The sequence below is a fragment of the Acinetobacter sp. YH12097 genome (genome assembly GCF_013419225.1).
In the GTDB taxonomy this organism is placed as follows: Bacteria; Pseudomonadota; Gammaproteobacteria; order Pseudomonadales; family Moraxellaceae; genus Acinetobacter; species Acinetobacter amyesii.
Map to the genome: position 1 here is coordinate 1 of NZ_VPAN01000044.1, position 20,793 is coordinate 20,793.

The 20,793-nt window shown below is 42.7% G+C and carries 15 protein-coding genes; 1 reads left to right on the plus strand and 14 read right to left on the minus strand.

Features of this window, described 5'->3' with window-relative positions:
• Nucleotides 1-329: 329 nt before the first annotated feature.
• From FTU37_RS14280 to FTU37_RS14345, 14 genes are all read right to left on the minus strand, one after another.
• On the minus strand, nucleotides 330-890 hold the full coding sequence (locus FTU37_RS14280; protein ID WP_180124532.1) for a TPM domain-containing protein: 561 nt from the start codon (nucleotides 888-890) through the stop codon (nucleotides 330-332).
• Nucleotides 884-1,951, minus strand: a complete 1,068-nt coding sequence (locus FTU37_RS14285; RefSeq protein ID WP_180124533.1) for a YgcG family protein — start codon at nucleotides 1,949-1,951, stop codon at nucleotides 884-886. The genes FTU37_RS14280 and FTU37_RS14285 overlap by 7 nt, the downstream gene beginning before the upstream one ends.
• Before the next feature lie 29 nt (nucleotides 1,952-1,980).
• Entirely contained in the window at nucleotides 1,981-2,571 is a 591-nt protein-coding gene (locus tag FTU37_RS14290; protein ID WP_078189372.1) for a LemA family protein, read from the minus strand.
• Nucleotides 2,572-2,706: 135 nt separating this feature from the next.
• Nucleotides 2,707-3,591 (minus strand): metal-dependent hydrolase, encoded by an 885-nt coding sequence (locus FTU37_RS14295; protein ID WP_180124534.1) that lies wholly within the window; start codon nucleotides 3,589-3,591, stop codon nucleotides 2,707-2,709.
• A gap of 240 nt (nucleotides 3,592-3,831) precedes the next feature.
• Nucleotides 3,832-5,253 (minus strand): FAD-dependent oxidoreductase, encoded by a 1,422-nt coding sequence (locus tag FTU37_RS14300; protein ID WP_078189374.1) that lies wholly within the window; start codon nucleotides 5,251-5,253, stop codon nucleotides 3,832-3,834.
• Between the two features lie 69 nt (nucleotides 5,254-5,322).
• Entirely contained in the window at nucleotides 5,323-9,798 is a 4,476-nt protein-coding gene (gene gltB, locus FTU37_RS14305; protein WP_180124535.1) for a glutamate synthase large subunit, read from the minus strand.
• A gap of 446 nt (nucleotides 9,799-10,244) precedes the next feature.
• Complete coding sequence (locus tag FTU37_RS14310) at nucleotides 10,245-11,084, minus strand: hypothetical protein (RefSeq protein ID WP_168378178.1); 840 nt, start codon at nucleotides 11,082-11,084, stop codon at nucleotides 10,245-10,247.
• Between the two features lie 7 nt (nucleotides 11,085-11,091).
• Nucleotides 11,092-12,174 carry a 3-dehydroquinate synthase gene (gene aroB, locus FTU37_RS14315; RefSeq protein ID WP_180124536.1) on the minus strand — a complete coding sequence of 361 codons (1,083 nt, stop codon included), beginning with the start codon at nucleotides 12,172-12,174 and terminating at the stop codon, nucleotides 11,092-11,094.
• Nucleotides 12,175-12,188: 14 nt separating this feature from the next.
• On the minus strand, nucleotides 12,189-12,734 hold the full coding sequence (gene aroK / locus FTU37_RS14320; protein ID WP_078189378.1) for a shikimate kinase AroK: 546 nt from the start codon (nucleotides 12,732-12,734) through the stop codon (nucleotides 12,189-12,191).
• A 36-nt stretch (nucleotides 12,735-12,770) separates the two neighbouring features.
• The gene (gene pilQ / locus FTU37_RS14325; RefSeq protein ID WP_180124540.1) at nucleotides 12,771-14,885 is read right to left on the minus strand and encodes a type IV pilus secretin PilQ; all 2,115 of its coding nucleotides are present in this window, start codon (nucleotides 14,883-14,885) and stop codon (nucleotides 12,771-12,773) included.
• A gap of 61 nt (nucleotides 14,886-14,946) precedes the next feature.
• On the minus strand, nucleotides 14,947-15,474 hold the full coding sequence (locus FTU37_RS14330) for a pilus assembly protein PilP (RefSeq protein WP_078192530.1): 528 nt from the start codon (nucleotides 15,472-15,474) through the stop codon (nucleotides 14,947-14,949).
• On the minus strand, nucleotides 15,471-16,193 hold the full coding sequence (locus tag FTU37_RS14335) for a type 4a pilus biogenesis protein PilO (RefSeq protein WP_180124537.1): 723 nt from the start codon (nucleotides 16,191-16,193) through the stop codon (nucleotides 15,471-15,473). The genes FTU37_RS14330 and FTU37_RS14335 overlap by 4 nt, the downstream gene beginning before the upstream one ends.
• Nucleotides 16,190-16,876, minus strand: a complete 687-nt coding sequence (locus FTU37_RS14340) for a PilN domain-containing protein (RefSeq protein WP_078189382.1) — start codon at nucleotides 16,874-16,876, stop codon at nucleotides 16,190-16,192. The genes FTU37_RS14335 and FTU37_RS14340 overlap by 4 nt, the downstream gene beginning before the upstream one ends.
• Nucleotides 16,876-17,934 (minus strand): pilus assembly protein PilM, encoded by a 1,059-nt coding sequence (locus tag FTU37_RS14345; protein WP_180124538.1) that lies wholly within the window; start codon nucleotides 17,932-17,934, stop codon nucleotides 16,876-16,878. Before FTU37_RS14345 ends, FTU37_RS14340 begins: the two co-directional genes overlap by 1 nt.
• Before the next feature lie 165 nt (nucleotides 17,935-18,099).
• On the opposite strand from FTU37_RS14345, the gene ponA reads away from it, so the two are divergent.
• A complete protein-coding gene (gene ponA / locus FTU37_RS14350; RefSeq protein WP_180124539.1) occupies nucleotides 18,100-20,640 on the plus strand; it encodes a penicillin-binding protein PBP1a in 2,541 nt (846 codons plus the stop codon).
• The last annotated feature ends 153 nt before the right edge of the window (nucleotides 20,641-20,793 follow it).

Here is a 20,793-nt window from a genome sequence, read left to right on the forward strand (position 1 = left end):
AATCATCGAAGAATTCAAAAGGGTTTGGGTTTTAAGACACCAAATCAAATGGCCGAAGACTTTTATAAGTTGGCTGCCTAGAATCTCCCAAGGGAAAGTCTCCTGATAATTCAGCGTATATCACTTTTCAAAGTAGCATAAATTTCGTATCTTTCATCTTGAGAAAATTGGGTGTATTTCTTCATTGTGTGCTTTCCAATTGCGAGTTGAAAAAGTCTAATGATTCTATGAATACACCTAACTTTTTCAACTAACTACAAATGTGTTGCACTTGGGATTTGAATCTGCGTGTTTAAAAGTGACGATTTGTGTCACTTTATCACCGTTTTTTAGCGCAAAATTATTGGCGCATTTGCGATTTCATTATTTCGATCTACAGACTTCCCTGCATAAAAGTGATCCATCACTTCACCAATCTCTTTTACACCAACCGTCAAAGCTATTCGGTATTGTTTATTTTGCATGTTTTGGATAATTCGCGCGCAAATAGCCTGCCACACTTGGGCATTGGTTGCCTGTCTCATCCCACGATCAATGACAATTTCAACCTGACGTTCACATAAGTTTAAATAAAGCAAAACACCACTATTAAATTCTGTATCCCACACACCCAGTTCAGCAAAGAGCTGTTCAGCACGTGCACGAGTATTTTGATAATACGCTTGGTTCGAAGGAATATGCCCTTCAATCACCACTTGTATTTCGCCCACATGGCCATGCTCAGCTTCTGTCACCGCTTGCGCAATGGCCTGCTGATCTTGCTTATTAAAAAACCGATTTGCCGCAGGCATATATAAAAAGTGCTTCAACCAGCGTTTAAAGCTTGGTTGTTGTATTTCCTGTGTTTTAGGACAAGTGACAATTTCTGTTGTTTCTGTTTTCGTTACCATGAACCAGATGCTCCCCCACCGCCAAAGCCACCACCGCCTCCGCTATAGCCTCCGCCACCAAAGCCACCACCTCCGCTACGGCCTCCACCGCCCCCACCACCAGCAAGGAACATTTGAAAAATGGTTTGAGCAATGGCAGTGATGAGTAGAAAGAAAATTGCTCCACCCATCAACAGACTGGTGAGGAGACCTGCTCCGTTGACCAAACCTGCAACGGTACCTGCAACAGCAGCAGTTGATGCACTCAAACGCTTACCCACAATAAAGGACGCAAAAATACCAATCACCAAAATAATGAGTACTGTCGTAAACGTTTTCTCTTTGGCTTGCTGCTCGCGTAAAGCTTGTTCCTGACGCTCTTTCAACTCTTGGGCTGCCTGAGCTGCAACCTCAGGGTCTTGATTTAAAATTTGGATTATTTCCGTTAAGCCAGCATCTATGCCTTGAGCATACTGTGCTTGCTTAAAATACGGTGTGATTTGATTACGGATAATTCGACTAACAATGATATCGGGCATGATTCCCTCCAGCCCATAACCCGTCAGGATTTGAATTCTGCGATCATTCACAGCAATCGCCATCAATATCCCGTTGTCCCGTTTTGCAGAACCGAGTTGCCATTTTTCTGCAACACGCATGGCATAATCAAAAATATCTTCTTGACCCGTGGTTGGTACAATTACGACTCCAACTTGTGCCTTGCCTTGTTCGTGTAACTGTAAAATTTTCTGGCTAATGGCTTGCTTTTCAGCAGCTGACAGTAAATTTGCCTGATCAACTACAGGTTCATTGAGCGTCGGCAAGCCACGAATCGACTCGCCATCTGCCATATCATTGGCGATATTCGGCTGCTGAATTTTGATTTCAGGCTGTGCTGTTGTTTCTTTTTGCGTAGCTGACTGTTGATCTTTTAATATTTTACCGACAACAACTGTTTCAGCATCTACATCTGTAGCGGTGGCAGTTTCTGCATGTGTGAAACCCACCACACACAATAAGCATGCTAAAACCATGCGCTGCAACCACAACAAACCTGTATGTTTTAGCTCAAAATCCACCATCAGCCCACCTCACAATGCAGTGATGCCAATTAATTAAAATCAACTTTTGGTGCAGTTTGTGCACTTTGCTCTGCGCTAAAGTTAGGCTTGGTATCCATACCGATGACTTTAGCTGTCATCACTTGTGGGAACTGGCGTGCATAGCCATTAAAGTCTTGTACCGTAGTAATGTAGCGATTACGTGCGACAGCGATCCGGTTTTCAGTGCCTTCTAATTGAACCTGTAAATCACGGAATTGCTCATTGGCTTTTAAGTCTGGATAATTTTCCGAGACTGCAATTAAACGAGAAAGTGCGCTGGTCATCTGCGCTTGAGCTTCTTGATATTTTTGGAACAGTGCTGGATCTTCCAAAACTTCCTTATCCACTTTTAAGCCCGCAACATTGGCACGTGCTTGAGTCACTTCGGTCAGTACTTGTTCCTCATGTTTCGCGTAGCCTTTTACCACATTCACAAGGTTTGGTACCAAATCTGCACGGCGTTGATATTGGTTTTGCACCTCAGACCATGCTGCTGTAACGGCCTCGTCTTTGACTTGTAATGTGTTATAGCCACAACCACTCAGGGTCAACGTACTGACTAATGCGATTGCGAGCATGCTTTTTTTCATTGAATTCATAACCCTTAACCTCAAGTATTTATTTGTAATTGTTTAAATAAATTCATTCTAACGGCTTTTTTTCAGCAGAATGTTTTTTTTCTTTAATGAAGCCTCATAAAAAAAGGCCCGTTTCAGAGCCTTGCACACCGTTTTTCAGCTATACAGCAGCGGCGTCAGCTCCGCCTGAAAGCTTTCCAGTTGATAGTCCTCCGCTAAACGGCGCTTCCAATATTCCACTATATCGGTGTAATCAATGTCTGATGGGTGGAATTCTTTTTTATAATACGCGCAATATTCCGGAATCATCTGCACAAACATTTTCGCCAGCAAATATGCGCCAAAGGCATTGCCGCCAATCTTCGGCAGACTGTTTTTCTTATCCTGCAAAAATAAACGCGAAGCGGAATAAAAAGTCAGACTGGCAAAACCTGTGGTCACGCTGCGCATAATCATTCTGCGGATTTTGTCATCGCCATATACGGCCTGATAGACATCAAAAGCGACAGAACGGTGTTCGATTTCTTCAATCGCATGCCATACCCACAGCCTGACCGCATCATCATCCAGTGTGCTAAGCACTTCGGGATGCCGCAGAATATAACCGCCCAGCATTGCGGTAAAATGCTCAAAAGCGCAGGTAATCGCCAGCTGAATTTTAGGATGCAGGTTTTTGATATAGCGGTCTTTACGCCCCAGCCAAGCCTGAAAACGGTCTAGATTATAGTCCTCTGTCCGCCATGCATCATTGAATGCGGCATGCGCCTTCGAATGCATGGCTTCCTGACCGATAAACGCAGCAATTTGCGCCTGCAGCTTCTCATCCGTCACTTTGTCACGCACGTTGCGCACACTGTGCACAAAAAATTGCTCACCAATGGGAAAGGTCGATGACAATGCCGTCAACAAATGCGACATCACCGGTGAATTGGCAAAATAATGCCGGCGAATCGCTTTAGGATTGAATTGTGCTCGACGTACCGTAATGCCAATGGCTTTAGGACGATTTAGATATGTTTTTTGTGTCGTCACTTGCGTCATGGTCGCTTCCTAAGATTTAGATCATGATCGCAGTATGTAATTCCGATGCCCTTTCACACATGGCAAAATGTGCTAGCACACTTGCATAATTCACCATTCTAATGTGCTGTCTGACAACTTTTCAGCGTATTTATCTGCAAAATCCATTCACTTGTCATTTTGGGTAAATTCCAAAAAATAAAAAACCCGCCGAAGCGAGTTTTTTGAATGAATCCAGTTCAATCACTGGCATGTCATGACTTAAACATCTAAATAGTCAAGAATACCTTCGGCAGCTTGGCGACCTTCCCAGATTGCGGTTACCACAAGGTCAGATCCACGTACCATATCACCGCCGGCAAAAATTTTCGGATTCGATGTTTGGAACTTAAATTCTTGCTGTTCAGCAGCAATGACGCGACCTGAACCATCCATACTGATGTTTGATGTTGTAAACCAGTCTGCAGGGCTGGTACGGAAACCGAAGGCAAGCAATACCGCATCTGCTGGTAAAATTTCTTCCGAACCCGGTACTGGTTCAGGGCTACGACGACCGCGACTATCAGGTGCGCCAAGCTGTGTAGTCACAACTTTAACACCCGTCACTTTGCCATTTTCACCCACAATTTCAATCGGCTGACGATTAAATTGGAAATCCACACCTTCTTCGCGCGCATTTTTCACTTCACGACGTGAACCCGGCATGTTTTCTTCGTCACGACGGTAGGCACAGACAACAGATTCGGCACCTTGACGGATCGAGGTACGGTTACAGTCCATCGCAGTATCACCACCACCCAGAACAATCACTTTTTTGCCTTCCATGCTGATGTATTCAGATGGATCTTTTTCCCAACCTTGCGTACGGTTGACATTGGCAATCAAGAAATCCAGTGCATCATGCACACCAACAAGGTCTTCACCCGCGAAACCGCCCTTCATGTAGGTATAGGTTCCCATACCCATGAATACAGCGTCGTAATCAGCCAAAAGCTGATCAATGGTCACATCTGTACCAATTTCAGTATTTAGACGGAATTCAACGCCCATGCCAGAGAAAATCTCACGGCGACGTTTCATCACATCTTTTTCCATTTTGAATTCTGGAATACCAAATGTCAGCAAACCACCAATTTCAGGGCGTTTGTCAAATACAACTGGCTTCACACCATTACGTACAAGAATATCTGCACAGCCAAGGCCAGCAGGACCTGCACCAATAATCGCAACTTTCTTGTCTGTCCACTTAACGTGTGACATATCTGGACGCCAGCCCAATGCAAAGGCTGTATCGTTAATGTATTTTTCAGCATTACCAATGGTAACTGCACCAAAGCCGTCATTTAGCGTACACGCGCCTTCACATAAACGGTCTTGTGGGCACACACGACCACAAACTTCAGGCAATGTGTTGGTTTGATGACACAATTCTGCCGCTTGGAAAATGCGACCTTCTGCAATCAGTTTTAGCCAGTTTGGAATGTAGTTATGTACTGGACATTTCCATTCACAATACGGGTTACCGCAACCTAAGCAGCGGTGTGTTTGGTTTTTTGCAACTTCAGCTGTAAACGGTTTATAGATTTCCACAAATTCTGCTTTGCGGACAACTAGATCTTTTTTCTCTGGATCTTGGCGTGCTACATCCAGGAACTGAAAGTCATTATTTAGGCGCTCTGCCATGTCTCTCTCCGTGGGTAGGTGTAAGCATGTTTGGACTTACACCTGCCTATCAAATCTGCAGTAGTGGAATTATTGTGGATCAGCTTGAGTTGTTTTCAACAAAGTCTGCAAATTAGCAGCTTTTGGTTTCACAAGCCAGAATTTGCGGCTATAGAAGTCAAACTCGTTGCGGATCTTATACGCCCAAGCACTACCTGTTTCTTTAATATGTTCATCTAAGATACGGCACAAGAACTCTTTATGTTCTTCCATCGATTCTGTAGAGATACGGTTCAATTCAATCAGTTCGTGGTTGTAATGGTCAACAAAGTCATTATCAAGGTCGAGCACATAAGCGAAACCGCCTGTCATACCCGCACCAAAGTTATGACCCACTTTACCCAATACAGTCACGATACCACCTGTCATGTATTCACAGCAGTGGTCGCCTGCACCTTCAATCACAGCAAACGCACCTGAGTTACGTACTGCAAAACGCTCGCCTGCTGTACCTGCAGCAAACAATTTACCGCCTGTTGCACCATATAAACAGGTGTTACCAATGATTGCAGTATTTTGCGTTTGGAATGGTGAACCTTTCGGTGGGAAGATCGAGATACGACCACCAGCCATACCTTTACCCACGTAGTCATTCGCATCACCCTCTAGGCTGATGTGTAAACCACCGGCGTTCCAAACACCCAATGACTGACCTGCAGTCCCTGTTAATTTAACTTTAACAGGATGCGCTTCCATACTGAGGTTGCCATAACGTTTTGCAATCTCACCCGAAATACGCGCGCCAATTGAACGGTCACAGTTACCGATAGTGAAGCTATATTCACCGCCTGTGCCTGCTTCAATCGCTGGCAGCATTTCAGCTACCATTTTCTCAGCCAATAAGCCTTTATCGAATGGTGCATTGCCTTGTACTTCACAGTACTGAGCTTTACCTTCAGCCGCAGGATGCGATTGGAGCAATGCGCTCAAATCAAGGTGTGCATGTTTTTCAGTTTCACCCGGAAGCATTTCCAGTAAATCTGTACGACCAATCAAATCTTTCAGACTTGAAACGCCTAGCGCTGCTAACCATTCACGTGTTTCTTCCGCAATAAAGTGGAAGAAGTTGATCAGCATTTCAGGCTCACCGATATAGTGTTCCTGACGTAAATGGTCTTGCTGAGTTGCAACACCGGTCGCACAGTTGTTTAAATGGCAAATACGCAGGTATTTACAACCCAATGCGATCATCGGTGTAGAACCAAAACCGAAACTTTCAGCCCCAAGAATCGCTGCTTTCACAACGTCTAGACCTGTTTTCAAGCCACCATCAGTTTGTACACGGACTTTGCCACGCAGATCGTTCACACGTAGCGCCTGATGCGCCTCAGATAGACCAAGCTCCCATGGAGAACCTGCATGGTGAATTGAAGAAAGTGGAGAAGCCGCTGTACCGCCGTCATAACCAGAAATGGTAATGAAGTCTGCGTATGCTTTTGCTACACCTGCCGCAATCGTACCAACACCCGGCTCAGAAACCAGCTTAACGGACACCATCGCCTGTGGGTTAACCTGTTTTAAATCGAAAATTAACTGTGATAAATCTTCGATTGAGTAGATGTCGTGATGCGGTGGCGGAGAAATTAATGTCACACCCGGTACTGAGTAACGTAAACGTGCAATTAAGCCATTCACTTTACCGCCCGGCAACTGACCACCTTCACCTGGTTTTGCACCTTGTGCCACTTTAATTTGAAGGACTTCTGCAGAAGTTAGATATGCAGGGGTCACACCAAAACGGCCAGATGCAATTTGTTTGATTTTCGAGTTACGGATAGTACCGTAACGCGCTGGGTCTTCGCCGCCCTCACCCGAGTTCGAACGACCACCAATAGTATTCATAGCGATTGCAATGGCTTCGTGTGCTTCAGGCGATAATGCGCCTAAAGACATCCCAGCCGAGTCAAAACGTGGCAGAATTTCTTCCACGGATTCAACTTGATCGAGTGCAATCGATTGATCTGTTTTCAACTTGAATAAGTCACGAATCGTCGCGATTGGACGGTTATTCACTAGCTCTGCGTATTCTTTAAAGTCTGCATAGTTACCAGAGCGTACAGATTTATGCAGTGCATTGATCACGTCTGGGTTAAAGGCGTGATATTCCTTACCGAATACAAATTTCAGCATACCGCCTTGATCGATTGGCTTACGTGATTTCCACGCCAAATCAGCGAGTTTTTTCAAGTCATTTTCTAGATCAGAGAATGTTGCGCCTTTAATACGACTCGGTACACCCGTAAAGCATTTTGCAACCACTTCATCAGAGAGGCCAACTGCTTCAAACAGCTGACCGCCACGGTAAGAGGCAACAGTAGAAATACCCATCTTAGAAAGGACTTTCAATAAGCCTTTCTCAATGCCTTTACGGAAGTTAGCTTGTGCATGAATTGGATCACCCAATAACTCACCTTTCGCGATCAAGTCATTGATCACATCATAAGCCAAGTATGGATAGATCGCAGTCGCACCAAAACCAAGAATCACCGCAAACTGATGCGCATCACGCGCCAAACCAGTTTCGACAATGATGTTGGCATCTGTACGTAGACCCACATTGATTAAATAGTGGTGAACCGCGCCTGTTGCCATCAATGCATTTGCAGGTAAGAAACCTTGACGGATTTTCTTATCAGACAATACAAGTAATGTTTTTCCATCGCGAATCGCTTGTGCAGATTCTTCACAAATACGCGCGATAGCAGCTTCTAAGCCTTCATCTTCTGCATAGTTCAGGTCGATGTCTGCAATCTCGTAACCTTTACGACCAAGGGTACGAATTTGATGCATTTTCGAATTTGACAATACAGGGCTTGAAATGATCAGACGATCTGCATGCTCTGGACCTTGTTCAAATACATTTTGTTCTCGACCGAGACATGTCTCTAACGACATTACGATCGATTCACGTAATGGATCGATTGGCGGATTCGTAACCTGAGCGAACTGCTGACGGAAGTAGTCAGACACATGGCGCACTTGACGAGACAATACTGCCATTGGCGTATCGTCACCCATTGAGCCCACGGCTTCCTGACCGCTTTCAGCGATTGGACGAAGCAATTGGTCACGCTCTTCAAAGGTAACCATGAACATTTTTTGTGAAGCTTTCAGGTCATCGCCTTTTAAGCCTTGTTCACATAAATATTCTTCTAGCTCTGGACTGCCTTGCACACGTACTGAGTTTTCACGTAACCACTGACGATACGGACGCATACGCTTGAGGTGATTACTCACATCTTGAGTATCGAGCATTTTGCCGGTAAAGGTATCGATCACCAAGATTTGACCCGGACCGACACGGCCTTTAGATACAACGTCTTCAGGTTCATAACCCCAAACACCAATTTCTGATGCCAAGGTGATGTAACCATTTTTGGTAATCACCCAACGTGCTGGACGTAAACCATTACGGTCAAGCATACAAATCGCATGACGGCCATCTTGAATTACCAGACCTGCTGGACCATCCCAAGCTTCCATATGTTTCGAGTTGAATTCGTAGAATGCACGTAAGTCCGCATCTAAAGTTTCAACGTTTTGCCAAGCTGGTGGAACCAACATGCGTAGCGCACGGAACAAGTCCATTCCGCCGCCGACAAGGATTTCCAACATATTATCTAAGCTTGAAGAATCCGAACCTGTACGGTTTACGATTGGATTCAGCTCAGCTAAACCTGGCAATAATGGGTTTTCAAATTTTGGTGTACGCGCCATCGCCCAGTTACGGTTTGCAGTAATGGTATTGATTTCACCATTGTGCGCCAAGTAACGGAACGGCTGTGCCAAAGGCCAACGCGGTAAGGTATTGGTTGAGAAACGCTGATGGAATACTACGATGTGTGACTTTAAGCGCTCATCAGCAAGATCGGTATAGAAGTCAGCAATGGCTGCTGGCATCATCAAACCTTTATAGCTGATCACAGTTGAGCATAAAGTGGTTACATAGAAGTATGGGTCAGCAGTCAGTTGTTGTTCTGCACGACGACGTGCCATCACCAACTTACGGTTGAATTCAACCTCTGAAACACCCATTGGGCAATTCACGATAATTTGTTCAAAGGCAGGCAATGACTGCATCGCGATTGAACCCAATGCATCGTTATTGGTTGGCACAACACGCCAAGCGATGACTTTACAGCCTTCGTCTTCGATTTCTTTGGTTAAAATTTGTTTTGCATGTGCGGCTAATGCAGGGTCTAGATTTAGAAATACCGTACCCACAGCAAAGATTTCACTCAATGTAATGTCACTGAGTTTTTTCGCTTCTTCACGGAAAAATTCTTTTGGCATAGCAAGGAGTAGACCACAGCCGTCACCGGTTTTGCCATCTGCGGCAATACCACCACGGTGGGTCATACAACTTAAACTATGCATTGCGGTTTTGACGAGATCATGGCTTGCATCACCCTGCATATGGGCGATTAAACCGAAACCACAGTTATCTTTAAACTCATCCGGTTGGTATAAACCTTGAGCGGGAGCTACAGTATTAGGCGATGGCATGTGCATAGCGTACCCTTCTTTTCTTTACAGCTCTTTCGAGCACTTAACAAACTAATTTCTTGTTGCGATTCGTCTTAACTTACTCACATGAATTGTTCTGTCGAGCAAAATTATTTCTTATTCACACCCTTAAGATAAACCGAATTCACCTTTGATGCATGAATAAAAAGTCAAATTTTCTGCTTTTGCAGTTCAGATCAGGGATAACGACTGGATTAATGACTTCGCACTTTTATCGAATCATTTTCGCGCCAAAACAGGGAGAAAAGTTCAATTTACGCACCAATTAAGCAATTTATATGCCAACTTGATGCATTTTCTCCTAAGATGGCTGATTACAAGCATTTTTTAGTTATAACAAATAATTCAAATTGTTCTTTTTTAATTTTATGCACTTTTTCTGTGCAGTTTAGACTTTTCCTAAGAGGTCTTGCGCTATTTTAGAACTAATTAAAAGGATCGGTTACTTCTTGTTCTACCGGTGCAGGTTTTGGACGTGGTGCATCTACACTACTTTGTGATTTTTGCACATCAATCACATTTCCTTCAGCATCACGACGTGTCACCGTAGTACTTGTCGTTGCATTAGTTGGTGTTGTTACCGTCGCTGCAGCCGCTGCTTTTCGTGCGGCGATTTGAGCTTCATCAATTTTCGGTAAAGGCACAGATTTTAATTTAACAGCATATAACTTTTGACTCGACGACATTTCTTCCGTGCCTAAATCATTCACATATGCTTGATATTGTTTAAATTCCACAACTTCAGGTTTAATTGAAGCAGGCAAAGCAATGTTAAGGCTCGACATTGCAGCTTTGGCATCATTTTGCGACGAATATGGTCCAGTTAAAATGACGTATTGCTCAGGATGGTCTTCACCAGAAAGACGTAGATAAATAAATTTGTGACGCTCAGGCTGCTTACGTAAGAAGCTTTTTAATATATCTTCTTCAGAAACCCGAAATAATTCAACACCATAAAGTTTGGCAGAATCATTGATAAACTTAGTGCCGCGAAATTCTGGCTCATGTTGAGCTGTAGCAACCACACGGGTCGTCATATCAAGTGGACGCACTTCTTCATTTAACGCACCAAGATGGGACATTGCTGCCACTTTCTCTGGCTGAATTTGCAAATCCACTTCGGTTTCTGCTTGTTTTTCAACTTCAACCAATTCTTTAGTATCTGTAATCGCCCAGAAAACCAATGCAGCGAACAGACACACAGCTCCACCCACCAACCATGCATAGTGATGAACTTTTTGCCATTGAGACTGCCGCGCTGCCATGATGTACCTACTCTGCCTGATTTGCCAAAATTGTCTGTTTCATTAATTCGACATCAAACTCTTTGGTGATGATGGCCTGACCTAATGATTTCAGTAAAATAAGTCGTAATTGCCCATTCAATACTTTTTTATCATGGGACATATACGCCAAAAATTCCTCTAGCGGAATTTTAGGGCAAACTATCGGTAATTGTGCACGTAAAATGATTTTTTTTGTACGCTCTAAATCTTTAACTGTGATCCAGCCCATACGATGGGACAAATCTGCAGCCATCACCATCCCTGTTGCAACGGCTTCGCCATGTAACCATTCACCATACCCCAAGTACGATTCAATCGCATGGCCAAAGGTATGACCCAAGTTTAATAACGCACGCTCACCTTGTTCTTTTTCATCATTGGCCACAATACGCGCTTTATGGGCACATGAACGATAAACCGCTTCAGCCAACAAAGTTGCATCACCTGCAACTAAAGCATCCATATGCTGTTCAAGCCAAGTTAAGAATTCAACATCACCCAACAACGCATATTTGATCACTTCAGCCAAACCTGCAGAAAGTTCACGCGCTGGCAAAGTTTTTAATTGCGCCATATCCGCAAGGACCACTTGGGGTTGCTGAAAGGCACCAATCATGTTTTTACCTAGTGGATGGTTAATCCCTGTTTTGCCACCAACACTTGAATCCACTTGAGAAAGTAAAGTCGTCGGCACTTGAATAAAATATACACCACGTTGATAGCATGCAGAGGCAAAACCGGTCATATCTCCAATAACACCACCACCTAACGCCAAAACCGTACAATCGCGGTTAAAGCCTGCTTCAAGCAAGGCATCAAAAATTAAATTCAAATGGTCTAAATTTTTATACTTTTCACCATCAGGCAAAATACATGTCGCAACAGTTTTCCCTAATGCCTCAATTGCTTCTACATAATGTTTTAAATAGAGCGGTGCAACTGTGGTATTAGAGACAATCATCACTTGTTTACCCTGAACATAAGGCTCAAGTAAAGTTTGTGGATTAAGGTCACTCCCAATAAAAATAGGGTAGCGACGATCACCGAGTTCAACATGTAAGGTTTGCATGAATTTAACCTTTTCTAACGAGATATATTTTGTGAAACAATTAAATTAAAAATTTTTTGCGCAAGATCTCTCGCAGCACCTTGATTGGTTTCAATAATATAGTGCGCGACTTCACGATAAAGAGGATCACGGGCAGCCAATAAATCTCGTAGCTTTTGCTCTGGATTTTCCACTTGAAGAAGTGGGCGATTTTTGTCTCGGTAGGTTCGTTGTAACTGAATTTCCACCGGAGTATATAGATAAACAACAATACCACGTTGTTTTAAAAATTCACGATTTGGGGGCTGAGTCACAGCACCACCGCCAGTCGCCAAGACCAGTTGTTTTTTTGCAGTTAACTCATCAATGACATTCGTTTCACGACTTCTAAAGCCTTTTTCCCCTTCCTTTTCAAAAATCCAAGGAATGGTCGCACCTGTTTTACGTTCAATTTCATGATCACTGTCTAGAAATTCACGTCCTAACAATTCTGCTAAATGTCGCCCTACGGTTGTTTTTCCTGCCCCCATTGGCCCTACCAAATAGATATTTGGTAGGGTTTCAAACTCTTTGCTTGGCAAGGAGTCACCTATTTCTTTTGTTAAATTGAAAATATATTAATGATTTCTCGTAACACTGTCATTAACAATTCGCGGAGTAACAAAAATCAGTAACTCATTTTTTGCATCGCTTTTCATATCTTTACGGAATAAGCGACCCACATAAGGAATATCACCTAAGAACGGTACTTTAGTTTGCTTACTTTGTGTTTCCTGATTAAAAATACCGCCGAGCACAACAGTTTCACCATTGTTGACTAAGACATCGGTATTAATTTCATTTTTATTCAGGATAATTTCACCATTTTGTGCATATCCTGCTGGTGAGTCGCTCTTGATATTCAGCTTCATTTGCACTTTACCATCTGGAGTAATGCTAGGCGTGACATCCAAACTTAATAAAGCTTCTTTAAACGCGGTAGAAGAAGTTGCATTTGAACCTGTACCCGTTGTGGTTTGATATGGAATTTCTTGTCCCGAAGCCACTTTCGCTTGTTGTTTATCCGCTGTCAGTACCTTTGGTGTAGAAATGACTTCACCATAACCATCTGCTTGTAAAGCAGAAAGCTCTAAATCCAACATAAAATCAGAAAGACTAATTAAGCCGAACGCAATTCGACTGGCACCTGCAGTAGTCACCCCTAAGTCCACGTTTAAGTTACTTGGACGCTGAATCGTATATTTACCATCATCATCCGGTGTTTTTAAGTCCCAAAGCGTAGTATCACTACCACCCACCAATAAATGGTCATTTTGGTTAATCCCTTGAGACAAGAGACCCCATTTCACACCCATTTCTTTGGTAAAGTCAGTAGATGCTTTTACAATACGTGCTTCAACCATGACCTGCTTGACTGATACATCAAGCAAATCCACCATCTTACGAATCTGATCAATGTTTTGCGCGGTATCATTAATAATCAGTGTATTTGTACGCGTATCTGCAGAAATCGTTCCGCGTGGACTTAACAAATTACCCCGATCATCATCAGCATTATTACTATTATTTGACGAACCGCTATTACCCGCAGTTTTAGACTGCGTAATCAGCTTCTCTATCTCAGCAGCTTTTGCATAGCTTAACGTTAAATATTCAGTCTGTAATGGTGCCAACTTCATACTTTGACGTAAGGCTTTTGCTTCTTCTTCTTCCGCTTTAATCAACTCAGATACAGGCGCAATCCAAATCACATTACCATTACGACGTTTGTCCAAATTCTTGGTTTTCAATACGATATCTAGTGCTTGATCCCAAGGCACATCTTTTAAGCGAAGTGTAATATTTCCTTGAACCGTGTCAGCAGCAACCATATTGATTTCAGTGAAATCAGCCAAAAGTTGCAGCACACGACGTACTTCAATATCTTGGAAGTCTAATGAAATCTTCTTACCGGTATAATGATTGGCAGCTTTAGGACGTAATGGATTCTTATCTTCCGGACGTTTCAAACTTACCGTTAATTTATTATCAGTTTGGTACGCCATATATTCATAGCTGCCCGTCGACTGAATGGTAATCACACCATTACCGCCATCATTATGTGCATCTACCGTTGCAACAGGTGTTGCAAAATCATTGACATTTAAACGGCGAGTCAAATGTGCAGGCACTTTATTGCCTAAAGTACGGATCACCACTTTACTGCCTTGCTGTTGAACATCAACGGGAGTATTTCCACCCAGTAAATCAACAACAACTTGACCTTCACCATTAGAACCACGGTGGAAACCAATATTTGAGATGCCCTGTTGCTGACGTTGTGCTACAGGCTGTACATAATTTGCAGCTTGTGCAGAGTTGATTTTTAAAATAAAGGTATTACCTTCAACACGCGTGGTAAAAGCGCCAGCATTGGCTAAATTCACAGTTAAGCGCGCACGTTGTGCATCCGAACTCACATCCACAGTGCTCGCTTCAGCCGTTGCAACAGGAATTGAACTTTGTTTTAAATTTTGTTGTGCTTTATCAAAGTCTAAAACTAGTCGTGATGGTTGATCGAGTTGATAAGCTTGTGGTTGCGGCGGCAAGCCATTAAACATCACGCGAATTTCAGTCCCTTGACCTGGAATTTGCATTGGTACCACATTGGTTACACTCACCTGAGCATTGGTAACTTGCATCATCGCCATTGCAACAGCCCCCATCGAAAACTGACGAAACACATGATTCATTGTATTGCCATCCCCAAAAATAAAATCTTGTACACTATTCTTCATTTTTATTCCTTTAAGCTTAAGGTGCTGGTCCAATTAATATGAGACTTCTAGGACGCTCTACATATCCTTCTCGCCCATCCGGAATAATCTCAATCAAATCAATTTGAGTCGGGGTAATATTTACCACTCGACCATGATTGAGCCCCATATAACTTCCACGTTGAATACGCTCAACTTCACCATCAGGTGTCTGAATCAAGGCTAATATTTGCCCAGATTGGTTACGCATACTACCCTTCATATTCAGGGTTTCGAGTGCATAACTCTCCAAAGGTTGAGGCTGACGGCTCAAGTTTGGATAAACACGCTTACCTGCCATGATTTTAAGTTCTGCTGCCAAGGAACTTGGCAAGAACGGACTTTTTAAAGAATGCGCCGCATAATTAAAAGTCTCGACAGGTACAAAATCTGGCGCAGGTTCAATCGCTAGTGGAGCTTGATTGCGTATATTTGCCATCTCTTGATTGACCACATCAATACGTGATTCACAACCAGCCAATACAAATCCAACCATCACAGAAAGTGCCAATTTATTCATTTTCATTTTGGAGCCTCCTGTGTGCTTGCTGAATCTGCAGCTTTCGCAGCACCTTCAGTATTCCCTTCATAACGATATGTTTTTGCAGAAATCACATAGTCAATTTTTGGAATATCTGAGTTCTTTTCTTTATTTTCAGTTGCTGTAATCGTTAAATTATGCAAAGTCACAATCCGTGAGAGCCCCGCAATACCACTTACAAATGAACCAAAGGCGTGGTAATCACCTGTTGCCTCAATATGAATCGGCTGTTCCGTAAAGAACTCTTGCTTCACTTCAGGCTCAAGACGAATAATTTTAAATTTCAATCCAGAATTCACGCCTGTTAAGTTGATATCTTCAACCAAACCTGGAATTTCAGTTTCTTTCGGCAATTGTTCTAACTGTTGATTAAAACGTGCTTCCATATCCTGCAACTGCAATTGATATTGTTGCAAATTACGTAGTTTTGAATCTTTTTCACGAAACTCATTTAACAAATTTTGTTCTTGTGCATTGGCACTTGAAATAGCTTCAATCTTGCCTTTAATCGCCAAGAAATAGCCCAAAATTGCCACAAGAATAATGATAAAAATCCAGCAGGTAATTTTGACTGAAATTGGCCAACTACCATAGTTATTCGGATCTAGCGTATTGAACTGCTGTACAAACTTATCAAAAGTCATTTTCTTTTTCGGAATGACCACAGCATCTTGATTCAATTGTTCAAATTCATCACGACTCATTTTGCAGCCTCCGGAGTTGGTGTTGCTGCAGTTTGTGCGTCAGATGTTTGCGCCGATGAAGCTGACTGTCCTGCATTTGCTGCTGGATCATTAATGGTCGGCTGCGCAATTTGCTCCAAATCTGCAGTCACAGTAAATGCACCATAAGATTCTTCTACGCGAGGAACCACTGACGTCGGCGCTTTGTCTTTTTTCTCTTCCGCCACAAGGAATGAGCTCATGAAGGCATTACGATACCAAGGTGATGCTTCCAAATTACGCAGTAGATCTGCAACAGTGTTTGGACTTTCCGCACGCCCTTCGATCATAAATTTGTCGCCATTACGTTCAAATTTTGTGATGTACATATTGGCAGGTGTCACACGAACCAATTCATCTACAAGATGTACCGCGATTGGACGTTGACCTTGTAAGCCTTGAATCAGCTTCATGCGTTCAATAATGGCATTACGTTGTTCTTGCAAACCATCTAAAGACTTTAATTGAACATCTAAGTTTTGGTTATGACTGATAATCAATTGGTTCGCTTGTTCTTGATCTTTTAATTTGTGATCAAAGTACAACCATGTTAAACCAACCCCAATTACCCCAATTAAGAAAGCCCCAATACAAAGTGCAATAAATTCTTTTTTTCGTTTCTCTCTTAGCTCATCACGCCAAGGGAGCAAGTTAATTTTTGCCATTAATCAAAACTCCTCAATGCTAGACCGCATGCCACCATGAGTGATGAGGCATCATTTTCAATTTTTTTAATATCAATTTGAGGTGAAAAACCCATTTGTAAGAATGGATTGGCAATCGTGACGCGGTAACCCAATTTTTGTTGAAGTAATTTTGCAAGCCCCGGAATATTGGCATTCCCCCCTGCCAATAAAATATGGTCAATTTCGTTGAACTGTGAAGATGAGAAAAAGAACTGTAAAGAACGTGCTGCTTGTTGAACGACAGCTTCTAAGAAGGGTTCTAAGACTTCGATATCATAATCATCTGGCAAGGCACGTGTTTTTTTCGCTCGACCTGCTTCTTCGAAAGACAATGCATAGCGATTTTGAATTTCCTGTGTCAATTGTTTGCCACCAAACACTTGCTCACGGGTATAAATCACTTTGTTATTCTGCATGACAGATAAGGTCGTCATACTATGACCAATATCTAAAATACCCACGGTATTCACACCCATTGGCAAAGTATCTGAGAAAACTTTAAATGCATTTTCAATTGCAAAGCTTTCTACATCACCAATTTTTGGTGTAAGACCCGCAAGCTGAATGACTTCCGCACGCGCTTCGACATTTTCAATACGCGTAGCGACAAGCAAAACATTGACACGATTTGGGTTGGACAGACGATCTGGCAAGACCTCAAAATCAAGGCTCGCTTCATCAAGTGGGAACGGAATATATTGCTCAGCATCATCACGAATCTGAATTTCACGTTCATCATCGTTCATATCTGCGTCCATTTCGATGTTTTTTGTAATCACCATCGACGTTGGAACCGCCAAAGCTGCATTAGTGGTCTGCGTATTGGCCAAATTAATTGCGCGCTCTAAACAGTCACCGACAGCTTCCGGATTCAATATGTTCTTTTCAACAACACTTCCTTCTGGTAATGGCACCAAAGCATAGCTTTCTACCCAATACCGCCCACTCTTTACAGAAAGTTCCAAAACCTTAACAGAAGTCGAACTAATATCTACTCCTATTAACCCCTTATTTGGCTTACGATATAACCTGAGCACAATATAATTCCTATTATTTTTTTATCCCCAAAAAAATTAACCCACTAATTAGCATTGGTCTATAATTTTATACAGATACAATAACTCATCTAACAATCCGTATATCGAAAGGATATACTGACCACCAATTAGTTTGCCATTAGCTCTTATTAAAACTTACTTGTTATGAAAAAGCTATCTTGTTCAGGCCTTGTTCATCCATTTTTTTTGGCCATTATTATTGTTTTGGTCGCAATTCCAATGGGTTTCTATGGCATGTATCTCTATATTGCCCCGTCTTTGCCTGAAATGTCCATCTTAAAAAAGGCTCCATTATTAAAACCATTGCAAGTTTATAGTGCTGATAATGAGCTGATTGCAGAATATGGTGGCAAACTTTCGGTTCCTGTAGAGTACGACCAAATCCCGTCTCATTTCATTCATGGCTTTTTAGCTGCGGAAGATTCTTCGTTCTTTGAACACAGCGGAATTAGTTTCAAAGGATTGGGGCGTGCCGTCAGTGAAAGTATTACAGGCTCAGATGTGCAAACCGGTGGTTCAACCATTACCATGCAGGTTGCAAAAAACTATTATCTGACTCCAGAACGTACGCTAAAACGTAAACTGACCGAAGTTTTCCTTGCTCGAAAAATTGAACAAAATCTAAGTAAAGAAGAAATTTTAACGCTGTATGTCAACAAAATCTTTTTAGGAAAAAATGCCTACGGGATCGCAGCAGCAGCAAAAATTTATTATAACAAGAGCCTGCAAGATTTAAGTTTGGCTCAAATGGCAATGATTTCAGGCTTACCTAAAGCACCTTCAAAATACAATCCTGTAGCCAACCCAAAACGTGCTTTAGAGCGTCGTAATTGGATTTTAGGCCGTATGTTGCAATTGGGGTATATCAATCAATCTGAATATCAAAAAGCGATTGCTGAACCGATTAATCTCGATATGCCTGACCGCGGGGTCAGCAACAAATTCCCCTACGTCGGGGAAATGGTTCGCTCTGAGCTCGTAGAAAAGTTTGGTGAACAAGCGACGGATTCTGGCTATAAAGTCTACACCACTATCAACAGCCAACGCCAAGCCTATGCTGAGCAGGCTGTACAAGAGGGTCTCGAAGCTTACGATAGACGACATGGTTGGCGTGGTGCAGAAGCACATGATGAACCCTTAAAAAACTTTATTCCATATGCCAACACCTATCCTGCCGAAGTAACCAAAGTCAACAACACCAGTATCGAAGTGTTGATGCAAGACGGCAGTAGTGTGACAGTTCCATGGTCAGGTTTATCTTGGGCACGCCCCTATCGCAATGCCAATAGTGTAGGCAATGCGCCTAGCAAAGCCTCTCAAATTGTAAAAGTAAAAGATATTATTCGCCTACGTCCGAATGCGGACAAAAGCTCATGGGCTTTGGTGCAAATTCCCAAAGCGCAAGGTCAATTAATTGCACTTAATCCCAATAATGGTGGTATTGAAGCCATTGTGGGTGGTTATAATTTTTATCAATCTAAATTTAACCGTGCTCTACAAGGCTGGCGTCAGCCGGGTTCAACCATTAAACCCTTTGTTTATGCTTTAGCACTTGAACGTGGCATGACTCCGTATTCCATGGTCAATGACAATCCAATTACGATTGGCAAGTGGACGCCTAAAAACTCTGACGGTCGCTATTTAGGGATGATACCTCTACGCCGTGCCCTCTATTTATCACGTAACACAGTTTCAGTACGCTTATTACAAGTCGTCGGGATTGAACGTACTCGCCAATTATTTATGGATTTTGGCTTACAAGAAAACCAAATTCCACGTAACTACACCATTGCTTTAGGTACCCCACAGGTGTTGCCGATTCAAATGGCGACAGGTTATGCGACTTTTGCCAACGGTGGATATCGTATTCAACCCCATTTTATTAGCCGTATTGAAGATGCTTATGGCAAAGTCATTTATCAAGCCAATCCTGAATATGCATGTATTCAATGTATCAATCAAAAGGACGAAGTTGAATCTGCAGATCCGACCACGCCGGATGATGAAGTGATTGAAGTCACCAATCAGGATAACAAGCCCGCTGAATCAAAAATTTCCGATACTGAAGCAGCAAACTATAAACAAGCTCAGCGGATTTTGAAGTCAAGTTCAGCCTTTGATATGGCGAACATCTTGCGTGACGTGATCCAACACGGTACAGGTCGTGCGGCTTTAAAAATTGGTCGCGGTGATTTAGGCGGTAAAACCGGTACAACCAATGATGCAAAAGACGCGTGGTTTGCTGGATTTAATGGAAAATTGGTCACTGTGGCTTGGGTCGGTTTTGACCAACCCTCTACTTTAGGTCGCCGTGAATATGGTGGTGTTGCAGCATTGCCTATTTGGTCAGATTTTATGGCGAAATCACTTAAAGGCACACCTGAAGCTTGGGTGCGTTTAGACACCCATGCCAAGAATCCAATCAACCGTAATTCGGCTAAAGCGACTCAAGGTCAACCTGAACAAGATCGTGCAGCAACGCCACCAATGGCTCAACCGCTGTATCGTCCTGCTCCTGTTGCACCGAAGCCGCAGGCTTCGCAAAATGATTTTGACGACCTTCCTGGGTCTACTGAAACCAATCTTGCACCGACTCGAACTGCGCCTCCGCCGATGCAGCCTAAACCACAAGGTGCAGAGCATAAAACGGACGCACTTGATCATCTCATCGATCAAGTTCAGTAAATACTGCATAAAAAAAGCCCTCAAACGAGTAATGCCAGTCAGTTAAGCAAATTTTAGTAAAATGTAGTAAAAATGAGTGTATGTAAATACGCTCATTTTTTTATGTCTTTATCTGAACATTTAGAATCCACTCTTGAACATTCTCTCCCATCA

What these genes read in the sequence shown, in the direction of transcription:
- FTU37_RS14330 (WP_078192530.1), bottom strand. Translation starts at nt 15,474, where the DNA reads ATGAAAATGAATAAATTGGCACTTTCTGTGATGGTTGGATTTGTATTG.
- pilQ (WP_180124540.1), bottom strand. Translation starts at nt 14,885, where the DNA reads ATGAATCATGTGTTTCGTCAGTTTTCGATGGGGGCTGTTGCAATGGCG.
- FTU37_RS14310 (WP_168378178.1), bottom strand. Translation starts at nt 11,084, where the DNA reads ATGGCAGCGCGGCAGTCTCAATGGCAAAAAGTTCATCACTATGCATGG.
- ponA (WP_180124539.1), top strand. Translation starts at nt 18,100, where the DNA reads ATGAAAAAGCTATCTTGTTCAGGCCTTGTTCATCCATTTTTTTTGGCC.
- FTU37_RS14290 (WP_078189372.1), bottom strand. Translation starts at nt 2,571, where the DNA reads ATGAATTCAATGAAAAAAAGCATGCTCGCAATCGCATTAGTCAGTACG.
- FTU37_RS14280 (WP_180124532.1), bottom strand. Translation starts at nt 890, where the DNA reads ATGGTAACGAAAACAGAAACAACAGAAATTGTCACTTGTCCTAAAACA.
- FTU37_RS14335 (WP_180124537.1), bottom strand. Translation starts at nt 16,193, where the DNA reads ATGAGTCGTGATGAATTTGAACAATTGAATCAAGATGCTGTGGTCATT.
- aroB (WP_180124536.1), bottom strand. Translation starts at nt 12,174, where the DNA reads ATGCAAACCTTACATGTTGAACTCGGTGATCGTCGCTACCCTATTTTT.
- FTU37_RS14340 (WP_078189382.1), bottom strand. Translation starts at nt 16,876, where the DNA reads ATGGCAAAAATTAACTTGCTCCCTTGGCGTGATGAGCTAAGAGAGAAA.
- FTU37_RS14285 (WP_180124533.1), bottom strand. Translation starts at nt 1,951, where the DNA reads ATGGTGGATTTTGAGCTAAAACATACAGGTTTGTTGTGGTTGCAGCGC.
- FTU37_RS14295 (WP_180124534.1), bottom strand. Translation starts at nt 3,591, where the DNA reads ATGACGCAAGTGACGACACAAAAAACATATCTAAATCGTCCTAAAGCC.
- FTU37_RS14300 (WP_078189374.1), bottom strand. Translation starts at nt 5,253, where the DNA reads ATGGCAGAGCGCCTAAATAATGACTTTCAGTTCCTGGATGTAGCACGC.
- gltB (WP_180124535.1), bottom strand. Translation starts at nt 9,798, where the DNA reads ATGCCATCGCCTAATACTGTAGCTCCCGCTCAAGGTTTATACCAACCG.